24 protein-coding genes, 2 pseudogenes and 1 riboswitch are annotated in these 22,509 nt (G+C 37.3%); of the genes and pseudogenes, 23 read left to right on the plus strand and 3 right to left on the minus strand.

Translation table 11 applies throughout. The annotated features are described in order from the left end of the window. The 8 genes from MHH37_RS06230 (at position 1) to brnQ (ending at position 10,071) form a co-directional block, all read left to right on the plus strand. On the plus strand, positions 1–1,671 hold the full coding sequence (locus MHH37_RS06230; protein WP_342575438.1) for a cytochrome c biogenesis protein ResB: 1,671 nt from the start codon (positions 1–3) through the stop codon (positions 1,669–1,671). After that, a complete protein-coding gene (gene ccsB / locus MHH37_RS06235; RefSeq protein ID WP_342575439.1) occupies positions 1,668–2,852 on the plus strand; it encodes a c-type cytochrome biogenesis protein CcsB in 1,185 nt (394 codons plus the stop codon). The genes MHH37_RS06230 and ccsB overlap by 4 nt, the downstream gene beginning before the upstream one ends. 188 nt (positions 2,853–3,040) lie before the next feature. Continuing rightward, complete coding sequence (locus MHH37_RS06240; protein ID WP_014824342.1) at positions 3,041–3,757, plus strand: response regulator transcription factor; 717 nt, start codon at positions 3,041–3,043, stop codon at positions 3,755–3,757. After that, positions 3,750–5,528 (plus strand): ATP-binding protein, encoded by a 1,779-nt coding sequence (locus MHH37_RS06245; protein ID WP_014824341.1) that lies wholly within the window; start codon positions 3,750–3,752, stop codon positions 5,526–5,528. Before MHH37_RS06240 ends, MHH37_RS06245 begins: the two co-directional genes overlap by 8 nt. Before the next feature lie 162 nt (positions 5,529–5,690). Next, entirely contained in the window at positions 5,691–6,224 is a 534-nt protein-coding gene (locus MHH37_RS06250; RefSeq protein ID WP_342575442.1) for an RNA polymerase sigma factor SigX, read from the plus strand. After that, the gene (locus tag MHH37_RS06255) at positions 6,221–7,444 is read left to right on the plus strand and encodes a hypothetical protein (RefSeq protein WP_008408109.1); all 1,224 of its coding nucleotides are present in this window, start codon (positions 6,221–6,223) and stop codon (positions 7,442–7,444) included. The genes MHH37_RS06250 and MHH37_RS06255 overlap by 4 nt, the downstream gene beginning before the upstream one ends. A 104-nt stretch (positions 7,445–7,548) precedes the next feature. Continuing rightward, positions 7,549–7,722, plus strand: a riboswitch (FMN riboswitch). A gap of 243 nt (positions 7,723–7,965) precedes the next feature. Then, positions 7,966–8,541, plus strand: a complete 576-nt coding sequence (locus MHH37_RS06260; protein WP_014824338.1) for an ECF transporter S component — start codon at positions 7,966–7,968, stop codon at positions 8,539–8,541. A 177-nt stretch (positions 8,542–8,718) separates the two neighbouring features. Next, complete coding sequence (brnQ, locus tag MHH37_RS06265) at positions 8,719–10,071, plus strand: branched-chain amino acid transport system II carrier protein (RefSeq protein ID WP_342575443.1); 1,353 nt, start codon at positions 8,719–8,721, stop codon at positions 10,069–10,071. A gap of 51 nt (positions 10,072–10,122) precedes the next feature. Here brnQ and MHH37_RS06270 read toward each other — a convergent pair whose 3' ends face one another. Continuing rightward, entirely contained in the window at positions 10,123–10,980 is an 858-nt protein-coding gene (locus tag MHH37_RS06270; RefSeq protein ID WP_342575444.1) for a YitT family protein, read from the minus strand. A 306-nt stretch (positions 10,981–11,286) separates the two neighbouring features. Between MHH37_RS06270 and MHH37_RS06275 the strand changes: the two genes are divergently transcribed. Both MHH37_RS06275 and glnA read left to right on the plus strand, forming a co-directional pair. Continuing rightward, positions 11,287–11,682: a MerR family transcriptional regulator gene (locus MHH37_RS06275; RefSeq protein ID WP_008408113.1), complete on the plus strand. Its 396-nt coding sequence runs from the start codon at positions 11,287–11,289 to the stop codon at positions 11,680–11,682. A 40-nt stretch (positions 11,683–11,722) separates the two neighbouring features. Further along, the gene (gene glnA, locus MHH37_RS06280; protein WP_342576220.1) at positions 11,723–13,069 is read left to right on the plus strand and encodes a type I glutamate--ammonia ligase; all 1,347 of its coding nucleotides are present in this window, start codon (positions 11,723–11,725) and stop codon (positions 13,067–13,069) included. A gap of 101 nt (positions 13,070–13,170) precedes the next feature. On the opposite strand, the gene MHH37_RS06285 is transcribed toward glnA, so the two are convergent. After that, positions 13,171–13,374: an N-terminal phage integrase SAM-like domain-containing protein gene (locus MHH37_RS06285; protein ID WP_342575445.1), complete on the minus strand. Its 204-nt coding sequence runs from the start codon at positions 13,372–13,374 to the stop codon at positions 13,171–13,173. A gap of 121 nt (positions 13,375–13,495) precedes the next feature. Here MHH37_RS06285 and MHH37_RS06290 point away from each other — a divergent pair. The 4 genes and pseudogenes from MHH37_RS06290 to MHH37_RS06305 all read left to right on the plus strand — a co-directional run. Further along, positions 13,496–13,798 (plus strand): annotated as a pseudogene (locus MHH37_RS06290) (DnaB-like helicase C-terminal domain-containing protein); the annotation flags it as partial. Between the two features lie 98 nt (positions 13,799–13,896). Then, positions 13,897–14,292 (plus strand): hypothetical protein, encoded by a 396-nt coding sequence (locus MHH37_RS06295; RefSeq protein ID WP_342575447.1) that lies wholly within the window; start codon positions 13,897–13,899, stop codon positions 14,290–14,292. Then, a complete protein-coding gene (locus tag MHH37_RS06300) occupies positions 14,285–14,407 on the plus strand; it encodes a hypothetical protein (RefSeq protein WP_342575448.1) in 123 nt (40 codons plus the stop codon). Before MHH37_RS06295 ends, MHH37_RS06300 begins: the two co-directional genes overlap by 8 nt. Before the next feature lie 378 nt (positions 14,408–14,785). Beyond that, positions 14,786–14,911, plus strand: a complete 126-nt coding sequence (locus MHH37_RS06305; protein WP_342575449.1) for a hypothetical protein — start codon at positions 14,786–14,788, stop codon at positions 14,909–14,911. 252 nt (positions 14,912–15,163) lie between these two features. On the opposite strand, the gene MHH37_RS06310 is transcribed toward MHH37_RS06305, so the two are convergent. Then, complete coding sequence (locus MHH37_RS06310; RefSeq protein WP_342575451.1) at positions 15,164–15,439, minus strand: hydrolase; 276 nt, start codon at positions 15,437–15,439, stop codon at positions 15,164–15,166. Between the two features lie 465 nt (positions 15,440–15,904). On the opposite strand from MHH37_RS06310, the gene MHH37_RS06315 reads away from it, so the two are divergent. From MHH37_RS06315 to MHH37_RS06355, 9 genes and pseudogenes are all read left to right on the plus strand, one after another. Then, positions 15,905–16,102, plus strand: coding sequence for an XtrA/YqaO family protein (locus MHH37_RS06315; protein ID WP_342575452.1), 198 nt, complete (start codon positions 15,905–15,907; stop codon positions 16,100–16,102). After that, positions 16,099–16,692 (plus strand): hypothetical protein, encoded by a 594-nt coding sequence (locus MHH37_RS06320; RefSeq protein WP_342575453.1) that lies wholly within the window; start codon positions 16,099–16,101, stop codon positions 16,690–16,692. Before MHH37_RS06315 ends, MHH37_RS06320 begins: the two co-directional genes overlap by 4 nt. Before the next feature lie 130 nt (positions 16,693–16,822). After that, positions 16,823–16,999: a hypothetical protein gene (locus tag MHH37_RS06325; protein WP_342575454.1), complete on the plus strand. Its 177-nt coding sequence runs from the start codon at positions 16,823–16,825 to the stop codon at positions 16,997–16,999. A 14-nt stretch (positions 17,000–17,013) separates the two neighbouring features. Continuing rightward, on the plus strand, positions 17,014–17,454 hold the full coding sequence (locus tag MHH37_RS06330; RefSeq protein ID WP_342575457.1) for an ArpU family phage packaging/lysis transcriptional regulator: 441 nt from the start codon (positions 17,014–17,016) through the stop codon (positions 17,452–17,454). Then, positions 17,451–18,033, plus strand: a pseudogene (locus MHH37_RS06335) (tyrosine-type recombinase/integrase). The gene MHH37_RS06330 and the pseudogene MHH37_RS06335 overlap by 4 nt, the downstream one beginning before the upstream one ends. Before the next feature lie 185 nt (positions 18,034–18,218). After that, positions 18,219–19,061 carry a nucleotidyltransferase gene (locus MHH37_RS06340; protein WP_342575458.1) on the plus strand — a complete coding sequence of 281 codons (843 nt, stop codon included), beginning with the start codon at positions 18,219–18,221 and terminating at the stop codon, positions 19,059–19,061. Between the two features lie 400 nt (positions 19,062–19,461). Continuing rightward, complete coding sequence (locus MHH37_RS06345) at positions 19,462–19,857, plus strand: hypothetical protein (protein ID WP_342575459.1); 396 nt, start codon at positions 19,462–19,464, stop codon at positions 19,855–19,857. Positions 19,858–20,149: 292 nt separating this feature from the next. After that, on the plus strand, positions 20,150–20,731 hold the full coding sequence (locus MHH37_RS06350) for a hypothetical protein (protein ID WP_342575460.1): 582 nt from the start codon (positions 20,150–20,152) through the stop codon (positions 20,729–20,731). Next, positions 20,697–22,505, plus strand: coding sequence for a phage terminase large subunit family protein (locus MHH37_RS06355; RefSeq protein WP_342575461.1), 1,809 nt, complete (start codon positions 20,697–20,699; stop codon positions 22,503–22,505). The genes MHH37_RS06350 and MHH37_RS06355 overlap by 35 nt, the downstream gene beginning before the upstream one ends. Positions 22,506–22,509 lie beyond the last annotated feature (4 nt).

Raw genomic sequence — 22,509 nt, forward strand, 5'->3', positions numbered from 1 at the left:
ATGAATAAACTACTTTGTGAATGCGGGCATGAAAATCCTGAAGGTACAACACTCTGCCAAAAATGCGGTTCTCCATTATCCGCAGAAGAAAAAAGCAAAAAAATTGCAGATATGCGGTACGAAGGGACAGCCATACGTTCAAAAACTTATAACAAGTCAATTATTGATAAGATTTGGAATTTTTTCTCAAGTGTGAAAGTCGGAATTACGCTCATTATTATCAATTTAATAGCAGCATCAATTGGTACAATCCTGCCTCAGGAGTTTTACATAAGCGTAGCGACAGACGCTGAGAAGGAAAAGTACTATTCGGATGTTTATGGATGGTTCGGTGAAATATACTACGCGTTAGGTTTATCGGATCTTTATTCATCCTTATGGTTCCAATTACTTGTATTAATGTTAGGCGTGTCCATTATTATTGCAAGTATAGATAGAGGTATTCCATTACATAAATCTTTAAAAAACCAACGAGTTAAACGACATTCAAACTTTATGAAGCGTCAGCGAATTATTGGTGAGGGGAAACCAACTGAAACGCCCGATCAAACGCCCGATCAAACGCTTCAGCTCGTTGAACAATCTTTAAAAACATTGAAATACAATGTCCGACGTGAGGATGATTCCATCTTAGCGGAACGTGGGCGTTTTTCGCGCTATGGTGCCTATGTAAACCATGTTGGATTAATTGTCTTTTTAATTGGGGTCATGCTCCATTTAGTCCCGGGCATGTACGTTGATGAATCGATGTGGCTTCGTGAAGGCGAGACACGTGCAGTACCGGGTATGGACGGGTATTTCCTGAAGAATGATAAATTTATTTTGGAGACTTACGATAATGTTCCGCAGGGCGAGCAGATCAAACAAGGGGTCAATGTAGTCGCAAAAAATTACCAGACAGACGTGACATTGTATAAACAGCAGGAAAATAGCGTACCAGGACAGGCGGAAAACCTGGAAAAAGTGAAGCAATACGGAATTCAGGTAAACCATCCGCTCAAGCATGAGGGCTATGCATTTTATCAGATGGATTTCCGATTAAATGAGATTAAAACAATGGTTTTTGATTTAATCAATAAGGAAACAGAACAATCGCTTGGCCAATTAAGCATTGATTTAACGAACCCGCAGGAAGTATATACGCTCGAAAATGGCGCACAGGTCGAATTAATGGGTTTTTATCCGGACTTTTCAGGTTTTGAAGATGGTGTACCGCAAACTGCTACCCAAACACCGAATAATCCGGCATTTATTTTTAAAATGACTACCCCTGAAACACCGGATGGGGAGACAAGCTTTGTTGCGATCCAACAAACACTGGAGCCAGAAGGTGACAATATTTATAAAATGAAGTTTTCGAATGTGGAAACGCGACATATGTCGGGTTTAACGATCCGTTATGACCGGACAATCCCTATTTTAATCGTAGGGGGCATTATCTTTATGATTGGTGTTGTAATCGGTTCCTATTGGAATCATCGCCGTATATGGATTGAACAGTTGGCTGATGGAACAATACGCATGGCAGCACATACGAATAAAAACTGGTTTAGTATGAAAAAAGATTTAGATGCATTAACGAAGCATGCTCATTTACCACAATACGTAGATCAACAGGAAATAGAAAACAACGAACATGTTGAAACAGAAAAGGATGGTAAAACCTTATGAGTTTAATCGATTTAAGCGGTTATTTACTGTATGCGGCATTTATTAGTTATTTGGTAGGGACATTTTTATTTGCAGGCGCAATTAAAGTAAAAAATGACACAGCAGCAGCTCGGGCAGATAAATACGGTAAAATTGCCCTTGTTGTTACAATTATCGGTTTTGTTGCGCAGTTAGGTTATTTTATTACACGTTGGATTTATACAGGACATGCACCGGTTAGTAATATGTTTGAATTTACGACAGCATTCGGTATGTTCATCGTACTTTCTTTTATCGTTATTTACTTTACGTATAAAGTTGCAGCATTAGGGGTTGTTGCTTTACCAATTGCATTATTGATTATTGCATATGCCTCTATGTTCCCGACAGAGGTAAGTCCATTAGTACCGTCACTGCAAAGTCATTGGCTGACGATCCATGTTACAACTGCAGCGTTAGGGCAATCGATTTTTGGGATTAGTGCGGTAGCCGGACTTATTTATTTGCTGAGAAATGTGAATATGGACGAGCGCTCAAAAGAAAGTTTTTGGCTGGAAGCAGTCATGTTCTGCTGTGTATTAGTTGTAGGATTCGTTGCGGCAACGGTTACATTTAATGCAATGGATTATGAAGCGAAGTATGAATACGTTGATACATTGGATCAGGTCAGTACTTCAACGTATTTGATGCCGGCTATTTTCGGTATGAATGAGTATGTGGAGCTGTCTGAAGACCGTATGACACCGATATTTGAGTTACCGGCATTGATCGATGCACGGAAACTCACAACTGTTTTTTGGTCTGCTCTATTCGGTACAATTATTTATATACTCATTCGACTAATCTTTAGAAGAAAGATAGCGAAAATGTTTCAGCCATTAGTTAAACGGGTGAACTCGACGCTGATGGACGAAATTGCCTACCGTTCGATTTTAATTGCTTTTCCGATTTTTACATTAGGCGCGCTTATTTTTGCGATGATCTGGGCACAGGAAGCATGGGGACGATTTTGGGGCTGGGATCCGAAAGAAGTATGGGCCCTTATTACATGGCTGTTCTATGCAGCATTTTTACACCTGCGTCTGTCCAAAGGCTGGGAAGGAAAAAAGAGCGCTTGGCTAACGGTAATTGGTTTTCTAATCATCTTATTCAATTTAGTCGTTGTTAATCTTGTTATTGCAGGATTACACTCTTATGCATAATGTGACAATAACTGCTTTTTAACCTATCGTTAAAGCAATTATAATAGTTTCCAATTCTATACAAAATAATTAATAAACAGTCATAAAGTTCGAAAAGTTCAATCACAATGATTGGGCTTTTCTTTTCAATCGTTCACTAAAAAGGTACAATAGAGAAGAGAAATAGAGTTTTGAAAGGGGCAACACCAGTGTCTGAAAATATTTCTGTGTTGATAGTGGATGACGAGGATCGAATTCGTCGTTTGTTAAAAATGTATTTAGAGCGTGAGGGCTATTTAGTAGAAGAAGCGGAAAATGGAGAACAAGCACTTTCGATGGCACTTGAAAAAGATTATCATTGTATTTTGTTGGATATTATGATGCCTGAAAAAGATGGTTTGGAAGTTTGTGCTGAACTGCGCGAAAAGAAAACAACGCCTATTATATTGTTGACGGCAAAAGGTGAAGAAGCAAACCGTGTACAAGGATTTGAGCTTGGTGCGGATGATTATATTGTGAAACCATTTAGTCCGCGAGAAGTCGTGTTGCGTGTAAAAGCAATATTACGACGTTCAGCAGTATTTTCACCTGTTTCAAATTCTTCATCATCTAAAGATCTAGTTGTGTTCCCGCATTTAACAATTGATCATGATGCACATCGTGTGACAGCAGATGGAACGGAAGTAAATTTAACACCGAAAGAATACGAATTATTATACTTTTTGGCGAAATCACCCGATAAAGTTTTCGACCGTGAGCAATTATTAAAAGAAGTTTGGCATTATGATTTCTTTGGTGATCTGCGCACAGTTGATACACATGTAAAGCGCCTGCGTGAAAAACTGAACCGTGTCTCTGAAAATGCAGCGAAAATGATTGTAACGGTTTGGGGAGTAGGCTATAAATTCGAGGTCGTAAATGATTAGAATAGCAACAAGTATTGTCGGGAAGCTATGGGGAACCATTTTGCTTCTCGTTTCATTTGTCCTGTTTATTTTCACCATTTTCATGTTGGAGTTTCTTGAAAACTATCATAACGAACAGTCCGAGGCTTCATTAAGGCAAACAGCCGCAGCTATTGCGAGCATTATCGATGAGGAAGAAATCGATGATAAGCAGTTTGCGATTATTTCGGAATTATTAACGGAAACAACAAATGTACTTATCGCCAAAAATTCAGATGAAATATTGTATGCAAGACAAGAAGGAATCAATAAAGAAGAAATTCAGCAAAAAATCATAAGCAGTAAAGCATTTGAAGAAGTATATGCATCATCAGAGCCGATAGTAGAGGAACTGAAGTTGCCCTCAAATCGGGAAGAAGATGCGAGCGACACCAATTATATTGTATTAGGTTTCCCGCTGAAAAGTGTTGAAGACTTACATGGGGCCGTTTTTATATACAAAAATCCCGATGCGTTACACCAGACAAGTAATGAAACAACGAAAATTGTTGTGATAGCTGCAGCCATAGCATTTATATTGACGACAATTTTTGCATTTTTCCTATCTTCTAAAATAACGCTTCCATTGCGTAAAATGAGAGAGCATGCATTCGAATTGGCGAAGGGACGTTTCGATTCGAAAATTGAAACGAAGCAAAATGATGAAATTGGTCAGCTTGCCGTTGCGTTTAACCAGATGGGTCGCCAATTGAAGCATCATTTGGAAGTGATTAACCAGGAAAAAGAACAATTATCGAGTATTTTAACATCGATGACCGATTCCGTTATTACATTTAATCGTGATAAAACGATTTTAGTGAGCAATCCTCCTGCAGAGCGGCTACTGCAAAAATGGTTCGTCGAAAAAGGATTGGACAGCTCCAAGCCGATACCTGATGAACTTTACCAAATGCTTGATCATGTTTTGAATTTTGAAGATCAGCTGGACGAAGAGTTTGAAATGGGCAAATCCTATTACAGTATAACGATTAGTCCGCTGTACAGCAGGGACTCCATTCGTGGTGCAGTCGCTGTTATACGAGATAAAACCGAGGAAACAAAACTGGAAAAGCTGAAATCAGATTTTATCGCCAATGTTTCACATGAACTTCGGACACCAATCGCGATGCTACAAGGCTATTCAGAGGCGATTATTGATGGGGTTGTGACAACAGAGGAAGAACGTATAGATATGATCCGTGTAATATATGATGAATCACAGCGTATGAGTCGTCTTGTAACAGATTTACTTGACTTGGCGCGGATGGAATCGGGACATATGACCCTGTATAAGGAAGAAGTACCATTAGTTACAGTTATTGAAAGAATGACACATAAGTTTGACCAAACAGCGAAAGAAAAGCATGTGCAACTGCAGATTGAAACAGACTTTTCGGACGAAACGCTTATTTCGATTGATGAGGACCGCATCGAGCAAGTGTTAACGAACTTAATTGATAATGCGATTCGCCATACACCAGCCGATGGATCCGTGACTGTTTCTATGATAAATGAGCAAAATTACGCAAAAATTCAAGTGAGCGATACAGGGCAAGGCATTCCTCAAGATGATTTGCCATATGTATTCGAACGGTTCTACAAAGCTGATAAAGCACGTACTCGCTCAAAAGGCGGAACGGGCTTAGGTCTGGCCATTACGAAAAATATTGTGGAAGCACATAACGGAAGAATTTCTGTTGATAGTGTCGAACAGCAAGGTACAACCTTTACATTTTACTTGCCATTACCTTAAAAAAATGGGGTAATGGAATAATGAGTATGAAAAAGTTTATCATTTTGAATCGCTCAAAGTGATAAACTTTTCTTTTTAATTGACTAGTTCGTTTATAAACGGATGATTATTGTAACTTTTTTGTTTCGAAAACGACAAATTACGTGAATGGAGGTGGGATGGGTGCAGCAATCCATTTTCCATCGATTATACGATACGTATCATCAGGATGTTTTTAATTTTTTGTTCTACTTAGTAAAAGACCATACCACAGCTGAGGATCTTGCCCATGAAGTGTATGTTCGTGTAATAAAATCATACGACCGTTTCGAAGGGAAAAGCTCTGAAAAAACCTGGCTGTTTTCAATAGCAAAAAATGTAGCGATCGATCATTTTAGAAAAAAACAAGTACGTGATAAGCATGCATTTACAGCATTTGATTGGGAGACAGAGCAACTCGTAAGCCCAATCCCTTCACCTGAACAATTTACCGAATTAAATGATCAGCTCCGTCAATTATTGGTTGCATTGGAAGAATGTTCAGGAGATCAGAAAATGGTTATTATTATGCGATTTATTCAAGAACTGTCCATCCAGGAAACAGCTGAAATTTTAGGGTGGACGCCCGGCAAAGTTAAAACGACACAGCACCGTGCTTTAAAGAATCTGCGGCTGCTATTGGAAGCGCAAGAAGGAAGGGAGGCGAATCCATTATGAAAAAGGAGCATTGGGATGAAAAAGAGATTGAACTTTTTCTGAAAAAAGCACCGAAAGTAACCGATCATCGTTCAAAAGATGAGGTATTTAATCGATTAAAGGATGATGGAGCATTTAATGAAGATCCGCCTCATATACAGCAAAACAATCAAAAAGGCATCCGTTGGGCACCGTTATTCGTTTCGATTGCATCAATATTTATTATTGTTTTAATCAGCGCACAATTTATAGGGAATAATGAGTCCGTCACAATGCAAAATGAAACATTTGACATTCAGACTCCAGAAACGGAAGAAAATATGACGATGAGTGCAAAAGAAGATGCGTCTACACAAAATGAGCGCTCCATGATTAATAGTTTTACGACGGAAGCTCAACCGGAGCAAACGTTAGTTTATGAAAATGAGCTCGCCGACAACACATTATTTGAAATTGGTCTTGCAGGGGATGATGCAGAAAGCGTACCAGTGAGCATATTGATTCCAAATGAAGTTGTTGCTGAAAAAACAGGTACAGAAAATCCGTCAAAGCTGGAACTTTATAATACATTCAGTCCGTTGCTTGATGAACAGTCGCTCGGGTTTAATGAATATCATCCTTACAAGGGTGAATTGCGAGAAGAAGGCAACACGCTAGTTCACATATTGCCGGAGGGTCACCAATATGATGCAGGAACAGCTTCCTTATCGAATTATCTTGGTTCACTTGTCGATACTTTCAGTGATGCATATACGGAAGTGCAAATAGAAAATATCTCCGGAAAACCAATTTACTTCGATCATATTGGCGATGTAAATGAGCCGTTTCTATTAAATGATGAGAACGCTCAATATAATTATTTTATGTATCAGATGCGCAATGGGGCGGTATATTTAAGTCCTAATTTCCGAATGAGCTTTACAAATGTCGAAGAAGCAATCAAAAATATGACGGTGGAAGCGAACGATATATATAGAACTGTTATATTGCCAGGTGTATATTTAAAAGTTGAAGACGCTGAATCAGTCGTTACGATTACATTTGAAGAGCCTTTAAACTTGGAGAATTACGAGCCTGCACAAGCAATGCGAATGATTGAAGGGTTAATAATGACAGCGGCAAGTTTTGATAAACAAGTCAAATTCGAAAATATTGTACAGGAACAATGGGGCGGTTTTGATTTCACAAAACCAGTGGAGAAGCCGATTGCTGCAAATCGTATCCATTATGAATTTCAATAATCCAAATTAATTTACTAGGAATTGTAAGCAATGGGCTTTACAATTCCTTTTTTTTATATATAATAAGAATTGTAGCAAGGTAATTGTTACATAATTTCATATTGATTCATCTTCGGGGCAGGGTGTAACTCCCGACCGGCGGTAATAAAAGTGATAACCTCTGACCATTTACTTGGAGGAAGTTATGTCAAACTTTTCGAGCCCGCGAGCCACTTTTGTGTGCAGGATTTGGTGCAATTCCAAAGCCGACAGTATAGTCTGGATGGGAGAAGGTGAAGGTACGGTCGTCATTTTTTTGAAAATGCCGTGCTTTGCAGTACTTATTTTCAAGTTCCTTATTTGTTGCGGAATTTTTTTCGTATACAAAAATTAGGAATTGCTGCAAATGCACTGATAGACCCTTTATTTAAGTGTGCCTATTTCTCCCTTATGCTCTATTTGAGTATAAGGGTTTTTTCATGAAATGATTTGATACGTCCTTTCTTCTTGCGAGATGGAATCAGCAAAGAGGAGAGATTTATATGCAAAAAAGAAGTTTAAAGTTACGATCATTCGTAACAATCGCAATGCTGAGTGGAGTTTCATTTGTTCTAATGTTGTTAAACTTCCCACTACCATGGTTCCCGGTGTTTTTACAAATTGATTTCAGTGATGTGCCAGCATTGATTGCGGCAATTACAATGGGTCCTGTTGCGGGTATTCTAGTTGAACTTGTCAAAAATGTGCTTGACTGGATTTACACAGGGGCTCCTGAAGGGATTCCGGTAGGTCATATGGCAAACTTTGCTACAGGTGTATTATTCATTTTACCAGCTTACTATATTTATAAAAAATTCCCTTCTGCAAAAGGGTTAATGACTGGCTTAGTTGTTTCTACGGTTGTTATGTCACTAGGAATGGCAGCATTAAATTATGTGGCGTTCTTACCGCTGTATACGTACTTACTAGGCTTCGAATATAATATGTACGAAACGATCGTACTGGGTATTTTACCATTTAATATTGTTAAAGGAATTATGATGATTGTTGTCGTGACGATGCTTTACCGTACAATGCGTGTATGGATTGAAAATCAGCGCCGACAATATTTGGCTTAATTAAATAATAAAATTCGGAGCGATGTCGTAAAAGTGTTAACTTTATGACACCGCTCCTTTTATATTTACTATTACTATTGTCATTCTGTTATAGGGCTGATATGATATTGTACATTGTTAAGAAAATTAGGACGTTTCATTAAAACACCATGAAATGACATCTTGGGAGAGAATATGATGGACAAAAAAATACCATTTTCAACCTATGCAGTAATCGGAACGATGCTGTTTGGTATGTTTTTTGGAGCGGGAAATTTAATATTTCCGATTCAAATGGGGCAATTGGCAGGAACGAATTATTGGTTTGCGCTAATTGGCTTTTTAGTTACGGCGATTGGTTTGCCGTTTTTAGGAATTCTGGCAATCGGATTGTCGGGAAGTAATGGATTGCGTGATTTGGCAAGTAAAGTACATCCGGTGTTTGGATTGTTTTTTGCATTGGCTTTATATTTAACGATCGGGCCGTTTTTTGCAATTCCACGTACAGCAACCGTACCGTTTGTCGTTGGATTTGAACCGTTTATCGATCCTTCACAGGCAACAATGTGGCTAGCGGTATTCAGTTTTATTTTCTTCGCGATAGTTTTTTACTTTTCGTTAAATCCGGCGAAAATAATGGACATTATCGGAAAATACTTAACGCCAGCCTTTTTAATCTTTTTATTTGTATTAATCGGAATTAGTCTATTTTCTCCGATGGGGAAATTTGTTGAGCCTGCTGGGGCCTATATTAACGAGGCGTTTATGACAGGATTTAAAGAAGGGTATAATACGATGGATGCACTTGCTTCACTTGCGTTCGGTATTGTAGTCATCCATGCGATTAAACGGACAGGTATTACAGATAAAAAAGAAATTGCAAAAGCGACTTGGAAATCGGGTATTTTTGCAATGGCATTAATGATGCTAATATACGGTCTGATTGCTTACATGGGAGCATCAAGTGTAACCGCAATTGGTACATTTGAAAATGGCGGGCAAATTTTTGCGGCTGTTGCTGATCATTACTTCGGCTCATACGGTGCGATTTTGTTGGCGATTATTATTGTACTTGCATGCTTGAAAACGAGTATTGGGCTCATTACTTCATGCAGTGAGTTTTTCCATGAAGTGTTTCCGAAAATCAGCTATAAGACATTTGTAGTGATGCTATGTGCTGTTTCTTTTATCATTGCGAATTTTGGGTTAACGAATATTATTACATATGCGGTTCCGGTGTTGATGTTCCTTTACCCGCTGGCAATTGTGTTAATAATCCTGGCACTTTTAGGACCGTTGTTTCACTATAAAAAACCTGTATTTACAGGTGCGATTGTGCTGGTATTCTTTATTAGTATAATTGATGGATACAATGCATTGATCGGTAGTGTACCGGCATTTGAAGTAAGTTTGTTGTCCTCTATTTCAACAATCTATGCGGACTACTTGCCGCTTTATTCAATTGGCTTAGGATGGATTGTACCGGCTGTAGTTGGGGCGGTTATCGGATTATGTATTCCGAATCGCAGCGGTGAAGTAAATACGAATTAAAAAATGGGTGTGTAAGAGGAAAAATTTCCTTTTACACACCCATTTTCTGTTTTAGTGGATATTTTGCTTTTTGAAGCTTCCGCCTTTAACTTCGACTACTTCATACACCGTCACAAAGGCATTCGGATCGATTTCACGAATGATTCCTTTTATTTTGCTTTCCTCCATTCGGTTAATTACACAAGTGATTTCTTGGAACTCCTGATGCGAGTAAGCGCCGTATACCGTATTGAATGTCGCGCTTCGTCCTAAGCGGTCCCGGATCGTTTCGACCATTTTAAGTGGCTCGTTCGTAATAATTTTGTATGTTTTAGAGCCGCTTAGTCCTTCTTCTACAATTACGATAACTTTCGATGCAATATAGTACGCAATTGCTGATAGCAAGGCACCTTTGAATCCGAAAACAAACGAAACGATAATGAAAACGAAAAAGTTTAAAAATAGAATGAGATCACTTGTACCAAAAGGGAGTTTTCTGGAAAGTAACACAGCAAGCATGTCTATCCCGTCGAGAGCCCCACCATTGCGGAGTGCTAAACCCATACCGATACCTAAAATGATCCCCCCTACAACTGTAATAAGCAATGCATCGCCAGTAATGATTGTTGGTACATGGTGCATAAGCGAAGTACCGATTGCTAATGATGCAATCCCGATAACAGAATTGATAGCAAAGGTTTTTCCGATTTGTTTATATCCTAAATAAATAAACGGGATGTTTAGTAAGGCGATCAGCAGGCCTAATGATATTGGCGTTAGCTGAGAAATAACGATACTAATCCCCGTAATTCCGCCATCCGATACGTTATTTGGTATTAATACTGCTTCTAATCCATAAGCGGCGATTAAACCGCCAATAATAACAATGATTTTTTGTCCGATTGACTTTGCGATGTCTTGCTTCGACATAAAATTCCCCCTCAATTTGCATGGTAATAATTATACATGAATTTTGGCCAGATGACTTTTCAACGAGTAAATTAACCAACTTTTTTGCAAAAAAAATAGCATCAATGTATATAGTAATGAAATTTTACCTCATTTAATTACGGGATATGTACTGAAACGTAACATGGATTATAAAACCATTTAAGGGAATGTTCGAATTATGCGATAAGATCGTTCTAAAAAACGTATGTTAGTTTTTATAACATTGAATTGACAAGGGATATTACATTAGTTTAAAGTAAATGGTAAGAAGAGGGAGGCGAGATAATGAGTCGAGAGTTTCGAAGAGCTATGCCGTTACTGCCGATTAGCATGGTTATGCAATTGACGGAATTAACGGCCAGACAAATTCGCTATTATGAGGAACATGAACTAATCGTCCCTGCCAGATCAGAAGGGAATCGCCGGATGTTTTCTCTTGATGATATTGATGCATTGCTGGAAATAAGAGAGTTACTCGACCAGGGCATTAATATGGCGGGTGTCAAAAAGGTATTTGCAATGAGATCGAAAGAGTATGTAAAGAAACCTGACGTGGTACGCGTGACAGATACAGAATTGCGGACTATATTGCGTGAAGAAATGCTGCAGGCACAGCGCATGCAAAAAACATCGCTACGTCAAGGCGATTTATCGCGTTTCTTTCAATATAAAACTGAGTAGGACCAACTAAAAAGGAGAGTGTTGAAGTATGGCAAATGTAATGGTGAATGGAACAAGCAAAGCAACGAAAGAAAGCATTAAGAAAATTGTAGCAGATAAAAATGTTAAATTTATTCGTCTGCAATTTACCGATATTTTAGGAACAATTAAAAACGTTGAAATTCCGGTAAGTCAGTTAGACAAAGCACTGGATAACAAAATGATGTTCGACGGTTCTTCAATTGAAGGCTTCGTACGTATTGAAGAATCTGACATGTATTTGCGCCCGGACCTAGATACATTTATGATTTTCCCATGGACTGCAGAAAAAGGGAAAGTAGCCCGACTAATTTGTGACATCGCACGTCCGGACGGCTCTCCTTTTGAAGGGGATCCTCGCTCTAACTTAAAAAGAATGTTAAAAGAAATGGAGGAATTAGGTTTTACAAGCTTTAACTTAGGACCTGAACCAGAATTCTTCTTATTTAAATTAGATGAAAAAGGCAACCCGACATTAGAGTTGAACGATGATGGTGGCTACTTCGACTTGGCACCGACAGATTTAGGGGAAAACTGCCGCCGCGATATCGTATTGGAATTGGAGGAAATGGGCTTTGAAATTGAAGCATCGCACCATGAAGTTGCTCCGGGTCAACACGAAATTGACTTCAAATATGCCAACGCGGTGGAAGCATGCGATAACATCCAAACATTCAAATTAGTAGTAAAAACAATTGCGCGTAAACATGGCTTACATGCGACATTTATGCCAAAACCATTATTCGGCGTGAACGGTTCAGGAATGCATTTCAACTTATCATTATTCCAAGGAAGCAAAAATGCGTTTTGGGATGAAGGGGAAGACTTACAGTTATCAAAAACGGCAAAACATTTCTTAGCGGGTGTATTAAAGCATGTTCAAGGATTTACAGCGGTGACGAATCCGACTGTCAACTCATACAAACGTTTAGTACCTGGCTACGAAGCGCCTTGTTATGTGGCATGGTCACCAAAAAACCGTTCACCATTAGTACGTATTCCGGAATCTCGCGGTCTATCAACTCGTATTGAATTACGCTCAGTTGACCCATCTGCAAACCCTTACTTAGCAATGGCTGTTATTTTGGCTGCAGGATTGGATGGCGTAAAAAATGAAATCGAGCCACCAGCACCGGTTGACCGTAACATTTATGTGATGAATGCTGAAGAGCGTGCAGCTTATGGTATTGCAAGTTTACCAGGTTCATTGGATGCTGCATTAAGTACTTTAGCGAAAGATGAAGTAATCATCGATGCGTTAGGTGAACATATTTATGCAAACTTTAAAGAAGCAAAAGAAGTGGAGTTTGATATGTTCCGCACATCTGTGCACCAGTGGGAACGAGACCAATATATGAAGATGTACTAAGAGGAAAGCGTTGGGGCTGTTAGCTCCAACGCTTTTTTTGTTTTTCCTGTCCACAAGCTGATTTTTCATTGTCCACATTTTGCCCACAAACTTTTTTATTGCTAAGCCATGGGACAAATTTCCTGTAAGTACATATCTCCAAAAGCAGGGCCTGCATGATCGCGAATTGCATTGCGGTATGTTTTGTAAGTATTGGGCTTCAATTTATCTTTTACATAATTCTCAAACCACATCTCTCCAAATACTTTAAAGAGCATTTTACCACCATGATGTTCGTTATTTTTTAATTCAACTTCTTTCTCCATGGCTGCTTTGCGAGCTTCTGGTTTCGAATGAAAGCCACTTTCCGAATACTCCGTCCACTCATCATTAAATCCTTTTACACGTATACGATAGGACCAATACTTGCCACGTTTGCGGAATGTGCAAATGGCACGTGAATTTAATTGTCCTGTTGTCTGTCTGTCACAGCTGAACCGTAGCGTTGAGCAACGCCAGGACAAGCGCCCGATTATGAGTGATATTCGGGACTCGGGAAATATTGAACAAGATGCCGATGTAATTGCGTTCCTGTATCGTGATGATTACTACGACAAGGAATCCGAGTCCAAGAACTTGCTGGAGATTATTATTGCGAAACATCGAAATGGCCCGACTGGAACTGTGCCGATTGCCTATGTAAAAGAGACAGGTAGTTTATTAAACCTTGATTGGAAGCAACCGAAATGACAGCCATTACGGTGAAGGAGCTGTTGGAATATGCCATTGAAGGAGAGCACAGTGTGCTGGCCCATACAATTTACTGAAGTTTGACAACACAGGGGATTGTGGTAACGGATGATTCACAAAAGTTATTGGATTTACCATTTGATCGTGACAACATCAGTCATCTTGTTCAACAAAATATATTAGGTATGGGACAAATTAAACTTTATGTTGTGAAAGCAAAAGTAGATTTATTTGCATTCTACTTTGCACGCAATGCCTTGGAAGCAAGTACACATCATAGTCGTTTATTCTACCAAAAAGCTACGAGCATTGTTGATGGTGAGAGATTGCTATATAAATACATGTATTTGGTCGATATCGATAAGCAAATGATGTTAATCGACTATCGAAAAGAGTTGCTACAGTTTCCGGCCTACCTAGGACATGCCAAAGCAAATGACCATAAATTGTACCGTTTAGATCAGCAGCAGAAAGGAATGAATCAAGTTGTCTAAATCTCAACGTGAAGAAATTATTACTGTTCTGATGATGCGTAGAAATTATTCTTTAGAATTTTTGGATAGTTGTACAGATGAAGTGTTATTGAAAATGTTCGAGCGAGAAGCTTAATTTTTTTAGAGTTAAATGTAAATATTTTTCATTTAAGGAGTTAACTCTATGAGGTACCGAAAGGTGGAATGGAAATGCTGAATATGAATCTTTTTGAAGAACTTGGCATTGAAGCAGATCCGGTTTATAAAAAAATAGCGAATCTCCACACGGGCGATGCCATTGAAATCGATGGCATATAAATACGCCGTCATAAATTTTATGAGATTGAAAACGAATATGAGCACACGTCTTTTAAAACGTTAATCAGCTGCTATCGCCATGTAAGCGATCTAATTGTAAGGCAGGTGACAGCATGAAGAAACTGGTGCAGCAACAACGTCAATTACTGCTCAAACGATTGGATGTACTATAAAAGCTGATGAGATTTTGCAGGAAATGCGAAACATTGGAAATTTACTTCAGGAACTTGTGAACGTGCCAGTAGCCGATCATCCGTATACATTTGATTCAAATTTTAATGAGATTGGCAAGACAGGCTATCAAGCAAAAATCGCAAAATGAAAGGAGCAATTTCATGGCAAAGGGGATTTGGAAGAAATATCAGTTAACGCGTAGTAATTTAACAAAATTAGTAGAAGAGCAATAAACCGAGTTACAAAAAAGTATTCGTGGTGTGCAATGAAAAACTAAGTAATTTTATCAATTGGCTTGTTTATTTGGTGGATCGGTGTATTAAGTAGTTGAACAAAATTGTGGAGTAAATCGAAATTAGAAGAAAGGCCACTTTCTTTAAGAAAGTGGCCAGCTGATTACTTAGTCTGCTTCAATTCGTATAGCATCAATTTTTTGGCAGTCTACGATAAGTGTTGAACCAGGTTCTGTTTCTGGATCATTAAAGAATGCACAGCAATTGTTATGGTCAAATCTTTTAAAAACGACATCTTCTAATATTTGACCTCCTGATAAGAAAACGTCAACTTCTGTACCTCTTCTTAAATCTCTTAATTGGTCACAGATACAACCATTACACCGGTTCTTATTATTCCCAGAACTGGATTCACGTCTGCATTTACTACAATTACAACTCACTAGTAACACCCCTTTTCTTGTCTGGTTTTGTAAGGCTAGCATTACATTAATATAATATGATTTGAAAATGAAAAGAACTAGGTAAGTAACTAGTGCTGATATCGAACTTTTGATAAAGAATTAGTAGGTAAACGAACAATTATCTGAAGAAGAAATGTGTGTGATTGTTTCATTAAAAGGGGAGAAAATAGGCAAAAGAACATGAACAAATTTTTGGTGTAGCTAATAGATATTATTTTAAGTTACTGAACATTTTGAGAATTTTGTTGAGTAAATAGCCATAAAAAAAGACTCAAGCCACAGCTCAAGTCAGCAAAACTATACTTGATTATTATAGCACGTACGTTCGTTATTTGTAACTAGTTAAATATAATAAAGATAAAAAAAGCTACGGTAGCACCCGTAGCTTGGATTTAGACCAGCCCTTTGATCTGTACAATAATATTATATCAGAGGGGTGTCTGAATGAGAATGCAAGAATTAGAAATAAATGTTGAAGGGAGACTTTTGGTTGATATAATGGAGTTACCTGACAGTTGTGTGATTATTTTATCACAAGGTAAAGCCAAAGTCGCCGAGCTCCCTGCATTTGCCGAAACTAAAATAGTTACACATCAAGGACAGGTGAAACGAATTAGGTGGGACGAGGGTGAAGAGTTTTGAGTATTATGGAATTTTTAAAAAGTAATGTTTTTCTTGCGGCACTTCTAGGAAGTTTTGGAACTTTAATTGTACAGATTATAATTCGTTATCAAAATGATAAAAGATACTCTACACAAGTTAAAAATATGATCTTAGAAAGTAGTAGAAGGGTCAGAGTTTATTTAGAACATATGATTAAAGAGCCTAAAGAGGTTGCTATTGAAAATTTAGAATCTCGTATAAAAGGTATTGAGATAATTCAACAACTTTTAAGTGAAATGGAATTAAGCAAAATACCATCTAAAGATATCTTTGTTATGTACAGGACAAGGGAACAAATCCATGAAATTGTAGATGATCTTTCAATGTTTAGAGACAATCATTTTAAATTAAGGGAATTTGAAAATGAAATAAATTCTTTGTTAATAAATAATATTGATTCAAATGTAAATGAGTACAGTGATATTTTAAATGAATATAAAAGAAAAGATGAAGAACATTATGAGAGGTTATCAAATGATTTAGAAAGATATATAGAATTATTAAAAAGTACTAAGAATAATTATAATACAATTAAAAAAGCAATATATAAAATTAATAAATTGAATTAGTTCTACCAGCCATCTGGAGGACAACAACTGATCGCAGTGTACAGCTGCATCTTTTGTTGTCCTCTTTTTTTATTGTACGAAATTCAAATTAACATAGCTATTCCATTTCAGAATAAAGGGGTGATTAGATTTGAGAACGATTCAATCGGAATTTAAAAGACAGGGCATTACAAAGCTAAAGAATACAACTCCATCAGTGAAGCAGCCAAAAAATAAAGAGCGGTTAAGCAAGTGGGAACTTGAAGAATTGATGGGTATAAGACGGGACACATACAAACGAGTTGGCAGTGCCATTCGCAGAAGATAAGGAGTGGAATATGTATGGAAATGTTAAAAAATATTGACGGAAAAGCAACGCAAAAGGCAATAGAGAAAGTACTAAGGCAATACCGCACATATCAATTGACGACACCAGAAGAGTTATTGCCAACGATTACTCCAAGATATACTTTGGAAATGACTTCATTTGGTGGAAGTGTAAATTCAAAAGTCGAAAATGCTGCAATTAAAAATGTGGAGCATTATAGGCAAGCAGAAAAATTTTTTGCTCGTTTTAACCATGGATTTTATAAGCTAACAAAAAAAGAACGTCAATTGATTATCATGGCATTTTTAGATGAAGTGCCAAAGTTCAATTATGAAATATCCAATGAATTATGTATTAGCGAACGTACATTTTATCGAATAAAAGCACAGGCTCTTTATAAACTCGCATTAGCATTACGTGTAGAAGTTTATGAAGAAGAGGTGAAGTCTTCATGAATTTCGTTCAACCAATACGTGATTTAGATAAAATATCTGAGGTACGTACATTTTTGGCAAGTAAGAATAAACGTGATGAACTGCTGTATTGTTTTGGGATATACACCGGATTACGCATCAGTGATATCCTGACAGTGAAGGTACAGGATGTGTATGGAAAGGATCACTTTTATATTGTCGAGCAAAAAACAAAGAAAGCCAAACAAAGAAGCAAAAAGTATACGGTACGCAAAAGAGTTCCATTAATAGCAAGGCTGCGTAAATTAATTTCTAGCTACTGCGAAAATATGAAGCCAACATTATCTTTTTAAAAGCAGACAAGGAAAGAACAGGCCCATCACTCGTGTTCGAGCCTATGATATTTTACGAGAGGCAGCACAGCATTGTGACCTAAAAGAAATTGGTACGCATACGTTACGTAAGACGTTCGGGTATCTGGTGTACCAGAATGACAAAGATGTAGCATTGCTGCAAGATATCTTTAACCACAGTGCACCGTATATCACGCTCAAGTATATTGGGGTAAACCAAGATGCTATACAAGAAGCGTATGAAGCGCTTAATAATTTGAGGATATAATATAGTGTAATTTCATAAAAAGGATTAATAATATCAAAGTTTGATTAAAAACATCTCTCCTCAAGGTCACTTAGAGGAGAGATGTTTTTAATTGGGTAATTCTGTTAGTATTATTATAGAAATTGTGAAAAAATGTACTAAAACTAATGCAACAGGTTAGTGGAAAAATAAAAAGGGGAGATACGTTGACACACATTAAAAATATTGGACATTATTGTCCTATGGATGATAACGGATATATAATAAATGATTCAAGTGTAAAGAAGATTAAATCTGATTTTTATAAGTTGATTGAAGAAGTGATAGAAAATTATCAAACCCATTTAGGAGCCGACTTACATAGCGTATATATCAGAGGTTCAGTTCCTCGTGGTTTGGGGATAAATAGCGTTTCAGACTTAGATACAATAGCCATTACGAATAAAAATACTAATGATATAGACTTGAAATGGGTAGACACGGCTGAACAAGAATTGAACAAAAAGTTCAACTGTGTAAATGGAGTAGAGTTCAGTTTCTATTACATTGAAGATATCTTAGAAACTACTACTTTTTCAATCATTCCGTTTATGATAAGGACCCATAGTGTGTGCTTATTGGGGGAAGATTTAAAGGTTAAATTACCTAATTATAAAGCGGATAAAACTCTTGGTAATGAACACCTTGTTAATTTAAAGAATCAAGTTGAGCAAGCAAAAGAAGATCTTGATGGTAACAAGGATATTGAAGATATTTTAGATTGTTGTGGCTGGATTATGAAAATTATAGTTAGGGCAGGACTTGCACTTGTGATAGAGGAAGAAAATCAATATACAAGAGACTTATTCCCTGCGTATAAGATATTTTCTAAATATTACCCAGAGAAGGAATCTGAAATGAAACAAGCACTTCATTATGCTATTATTCCAGTTGGAAATGCTAATGAAATAATTGATTTTTTAGATGAAATGGGAAATTGGATGGTAAGTGAGTCTGAAAAGTGGTTACAAGTTTATAACCCTAAAAAGGTGAGTAATTTGGAAATTTAGAATAAGGATGTTATTTCTGAAATTGTAGATTCTGAAATAAAGTACTAAAAGTAACGGGTCTTTAGTGCAACAATGATTTCAAAAGTAATCAAATTTTTTTACAATCCTACATAAGGAGAAATTAACAAGTGAATATGAAATTGTGTTTAGCATCTCGTGAAAATACGGGGTGCTTTTATTTTGTTGTTTTTAGGAAATGTGCTGTATTTCAAAATGCTTTCACACTTTAGTGCGCGAATAACATTTACTTAATGTGAACTTGTAAAGCTCAAAAGTAAAAAGAAACTTAAAGAGTTGGTATATCTGTATTTGTATAGCGATGTAGAGGTTAACAGAATATAAGATATGTTAATGTCACTTTAACCAATATAGTGTAAAATAATCATTGAGGAGGGATATTTTGGTAAGTAAGAAACCTAAAATTGAGAGAAATTTTTTAGATAGTTTATATAGACAATATTCACCTAAACAAAGCAAAGAGGACTTAGAGATAGCATTGAAATGTTTTGAGGTAAAAGATTCTTATGAAAAAAAGATGATAATAGCCAAATTGAAATATTTGTATAGAGTTAACACGATGGAAAGCGGGTTTACAGGCTTTACTAGTATCTTTACTTTATTCTTAAGTACAGTAATTTTATATTTCAATGAAATAATAGGTAACAAATATATTAAATACATAATCATTATTTATCTTTTCATTTATATTTTTCATAGTTTTAACAAAGTGATTAATAAGAATCGAGTCATTGTTGCAGAAACAGAATACTTATTAGCATTATTAGAAGAAAAATAACCTTGGCAGACTTTTGGCAGAATGTTGGCACACTTTTTCAAAATGAACATGCTATTATTGTAATATGCAATGTAATTCAAACAACATAACGACAGGCGATGTGGCTCATGCTGCGTCGTCTTTTTTATTGCAATTATTATTCTATAAAAATAAAAGTGGGTCCTTCTGGCGAAATTTGAAAAGCCTGCGGGTCTCGCGAACCCCAGAAACGATCTAGATATATGCCGGAAAATAACGTTCCTTCCACCCGGCTAGCAAAATCAAAGTTATATTTGAGAAATGAGGTGTGCAAATGTCGAGTACTGGAAAAACAAAATTAGATGAAAAAACCATAGTAAACACAAAAGCACTTGCCAAAATGTTCAATATGACGGAGCGAAATGTTCGCTATTTAGTTGAAGAAGGAATTATTGCTCGTGTAAATCATGGTCGTTACGATCTAATTGACACTGTAAGCAGATACATCACATTTTTAAAAATGTCGAACGATGGATTAGATGAGTCGAAGGTTCAGGAGTCTCTTGAATACGAAAAATGGCTGCATGAAAAAGCCAAGCGTGAAAAAGCAGAAATTGAGTTATCACATTTAAAGAAAGAAATGCACAAAGCAGATGAGGTAGAGAAAGTTCTAAAACATATGCTTACCTCGTTTCGTTCTAAGATGCTTTCGCTCCCTTCAAAAACGGCTTTGCTTTTAGCTAGTAAAGATGATCCAAAAGAAATTGAAGCACTTCTTGAACGTGATATATATGAAGCATTAGCTGAACTAGCTGATTACGAGCCATCCTTATTCTTTGAAGAGGATGACGTTGAAGATTTAGATATGGTAGGTGAGGACGATGGTACAGAAACAGACGTTGAACCTGTTTCGTAAAGCGGCTGGTGTTGTTGCTCCTCCACCAAAATTAACCGTTTCCCAATGGGCAGATTCTCATCGTGTGCTTTCAAAAGAATCATCAGCAGAGCCAGGGAAATGGAATACAGATCGTGCACCATATCAACGAGAAATTATGGACTCAATCAGTGACCCTGATACAGATGAAATTGTTGTTATGTCTTCTGCTCAGGTTGGTAAATCAGAGCTTATAAATAACATCATTGGTTACTACATTGATTATGATCCTTCTCCAATGCTTTTAATGCAGCCAACGTTGGAAATGGCTGAAGCATATTCGAAAGACCGAATTGCACCAATGATACGTGATACACCGACATTAACTAAAAAGGTAAATAGTCCGAAAGCAAAGGATGGCAATAATACGTTACTACAAAAGAAATTTGCCGGCGGTCATTTAACATTAGTTGGTGCCAATTCTCCAGCGAGTTTAGCATCACGTCCAGTAAGGATTGTATTAGCGGATGAAGTTGATAGGTTCCCATCTTCTGCAGGGACTGAAGGAGACCCGTTATCTCTAGCACAGAAGCGTACGAAGACCTTTTGGAACTACAAATGGATTACGGTTTCTACACCTACAATTAAGGGGGCATCTCGTATTGAAATGGAATTTGAGGAGAGTACGAAAGAGCAGTGGAGTGTCTCATGTCCAAGTTGTGGTAAATTACAGCCTTATAGTTGGCCACAAATACGGTTTGATGCAGTTGCTATGGAATGTGTTCATTGTAAAGAACAGCATGCAGAAGTCGAGTGGAAATCACGTCCAGGACAATGGATTGCTAGAAATCCCGAAGCAACGAAGCGCGGCTTTCATTTAAACGCTTTAGCCTCACCTTGGGAAAAGTGGTCAAGAATCATCGAGGAATTTAAGTCTGCTAAGCGTAAAGGTACAGAGAATTTAAAAACCTGGGTGAATACTACTTTAGGTGAATCGTGGGAGGACAAAACAAATGACCAAGACCATGAGAAATTAATTTCTCGCCGTATTCGTTATAACTGTGACGTTCCAAAAGAAGCATTAGTATTAACAGCTGGTGTCGATGTTCAAGATGACCGCTTAGAGGTTGAAGTTGTTGGATGGGCAATTAATGATGTTTCTTATGGTATTAACTATAAAATTTTCTATGGTGATCCTGGTCAAGATGCAGTATGGAATCAGGTAGATGCATTTTTAATGAATGATTTTATTCGTAATGATGGTGTGACATTGAATATATCTGCTGTTTGCATCGATTCAGGTGGTCACTATACGAATGAGGTTTACGATTTTTGTAAGGCACGTGAACATCGTCGTATTTTTGCTATTAAAGGGAAAGGCGGCGCGGGTATTGCTTATATTAATAAGCCGAACAAGGTAGGCAGACAGTCTGTTCATTTATTTACGATTGGTGTAAATGAAGGGAAAGACATTATTTACTCTCGCCTCAAAAATGAATTTGAAGATAAGCCTGGTTATTGTTACTTCCCTGTTGAAAAGGAGAAGGGCTATGACGAGGCTTATTTTGTTGGTTTAACTGCTGAACGAAATGTTACCCGATTTGTAGGTAGTGCGCCAAAGATTGATTGGGTGAAACGCTCTTCAAATATACGAAACGAGCCACTCGATTTACGAAACTATGCTTTAGCAGCCTTTCGTATTTTAAATCCTGATATGAGATATTTAGCGGAAAATCAGCTCACAGGTAATGTCTTTAATCAAACGGTTAAACGCAAGAAAAAGCGTCGTAAAGGCGTTTTATCGAAAGGAGTGTAAGCTA

The organism is Solibacillus sp. FSL K6-1781, assembly GCF_038630735.1.
Lineage (GTDB): Bacteria > Bacillota > Bacilli > Bacillales_A > Planococcaceae > Solibacillus > Solibacillus silvestris.

What these genes read in the sequence shown, in the direction of transcription:
- MHH37_RS06230 (WP_342575438.1), top strand. Translation starts at nt 1, where the DNA reads ATGAATAAACTACTTTGTGAATGCGGGCATGAAAATCCTGAAGGTACA.
- ccsB (WP_342575439.1), top strand. Translation starts at nt 1,668, where the DNA reads ATGAGTTTAATCGATTTAAGCGGTTATTTACTGTATGCGGCATTTATT.
- MHH37_RS06245 (WP_014824341.1), top strand. Translation starts at nt 3,750, where the DNA reads ATGATTAGAATAGCAACAAGTATTGTCGGGAAGCTATGGGGAACCATT.
- MHH37_RS06255 (WP_008408109.1), top strand. Translation starts at nt 6,221, where the DNA reads ATGAAAAAGGAGCATTGGGATGAAAAAGAGATTGAACTTTTTCTGAAA.
- MHH37_RS06260 (WP_014824338.1), top strand. Translation starts at nt 7,966, where the DNA reads ATGCAAAAAAGAAGTTTAAAGTTACGATCATTCGTAACAATCGCAATG.
- brnQ (WP_342575443.1), top strand. Translation starts at nt 8,719, where the DNA reads ATGGACAAAAAAATACCATTTTCAACCTATGCAGTAATCGGAACGATG.
- MHH37_RS06270 (WP_342575444.1), bottom strand. Translation starts at nt 10,980, where the DNA reads ATGTCGAAGCAAGACATCGCAAAGTCAATCGGACAAAAAATCATTGTT.
- MHH37_RS06275 (WP_008408113.1), top strand. Translation starts at nt 11,287, where the DNA reads ATGAGTCGAGAGTTTCGAAGAGCTATGCCGTTACTGCCGATTAGCATG.
- glnA (WP_342576220.1), top strand. Translation starts at nt 11,723, where the DNA reads ATGGTGAATGGAACAAGCAAAGCAACGAAAGAAAGCATTAAGAAAATT.
- MHH37_RS06285 (WP_342575445.1), bottom strand. Translation starts at nt 13,374, where the DNA reads ATGGAGAAAGAAGTTGAATTAAAAAATAACGAACATCATGGTGGTAAA.
- MHH37_RS06305 (WP_342575449.1), top strand. Translation starts at nt 14,786, where the DNA reads ATGCGAAACATTGGAAATTTACTTCAGGAACTTGTGAACGTGCCAGTA.
- MHH37_RS06315 (WP_342575452.1), top strand. Translation starts at nt 15,905, where the DNA reads ATGAGAATGCAAGAATTAGAAATAAATGTTGAAGGGAGACTTTTGGTT.
- MHH37_RS06330 (WP_342575457.1), top strand. Translation starts at nt 17,014, where the DNA reads ATGGAAATGTTAAAAAATATTGACGGAAAAGCAACGCAAAAGGCAATA.
- MHH37_RS06350 (WP_342575460.1), top strand. Translation starts at nt 20,150, where the DNA reads ATGTCGAGTACTGGAAAAACAAAATTAGATGAAAAAACCATAGTAAAC.
- MHH37_RS06355 (WP_342575461.1), top strand. Translation starts at nt 20,697, where the DNA reads ATGGTACAGAAACAGACGTTGAACCTGTTTCGTAAAGCGGCTGGTGTT.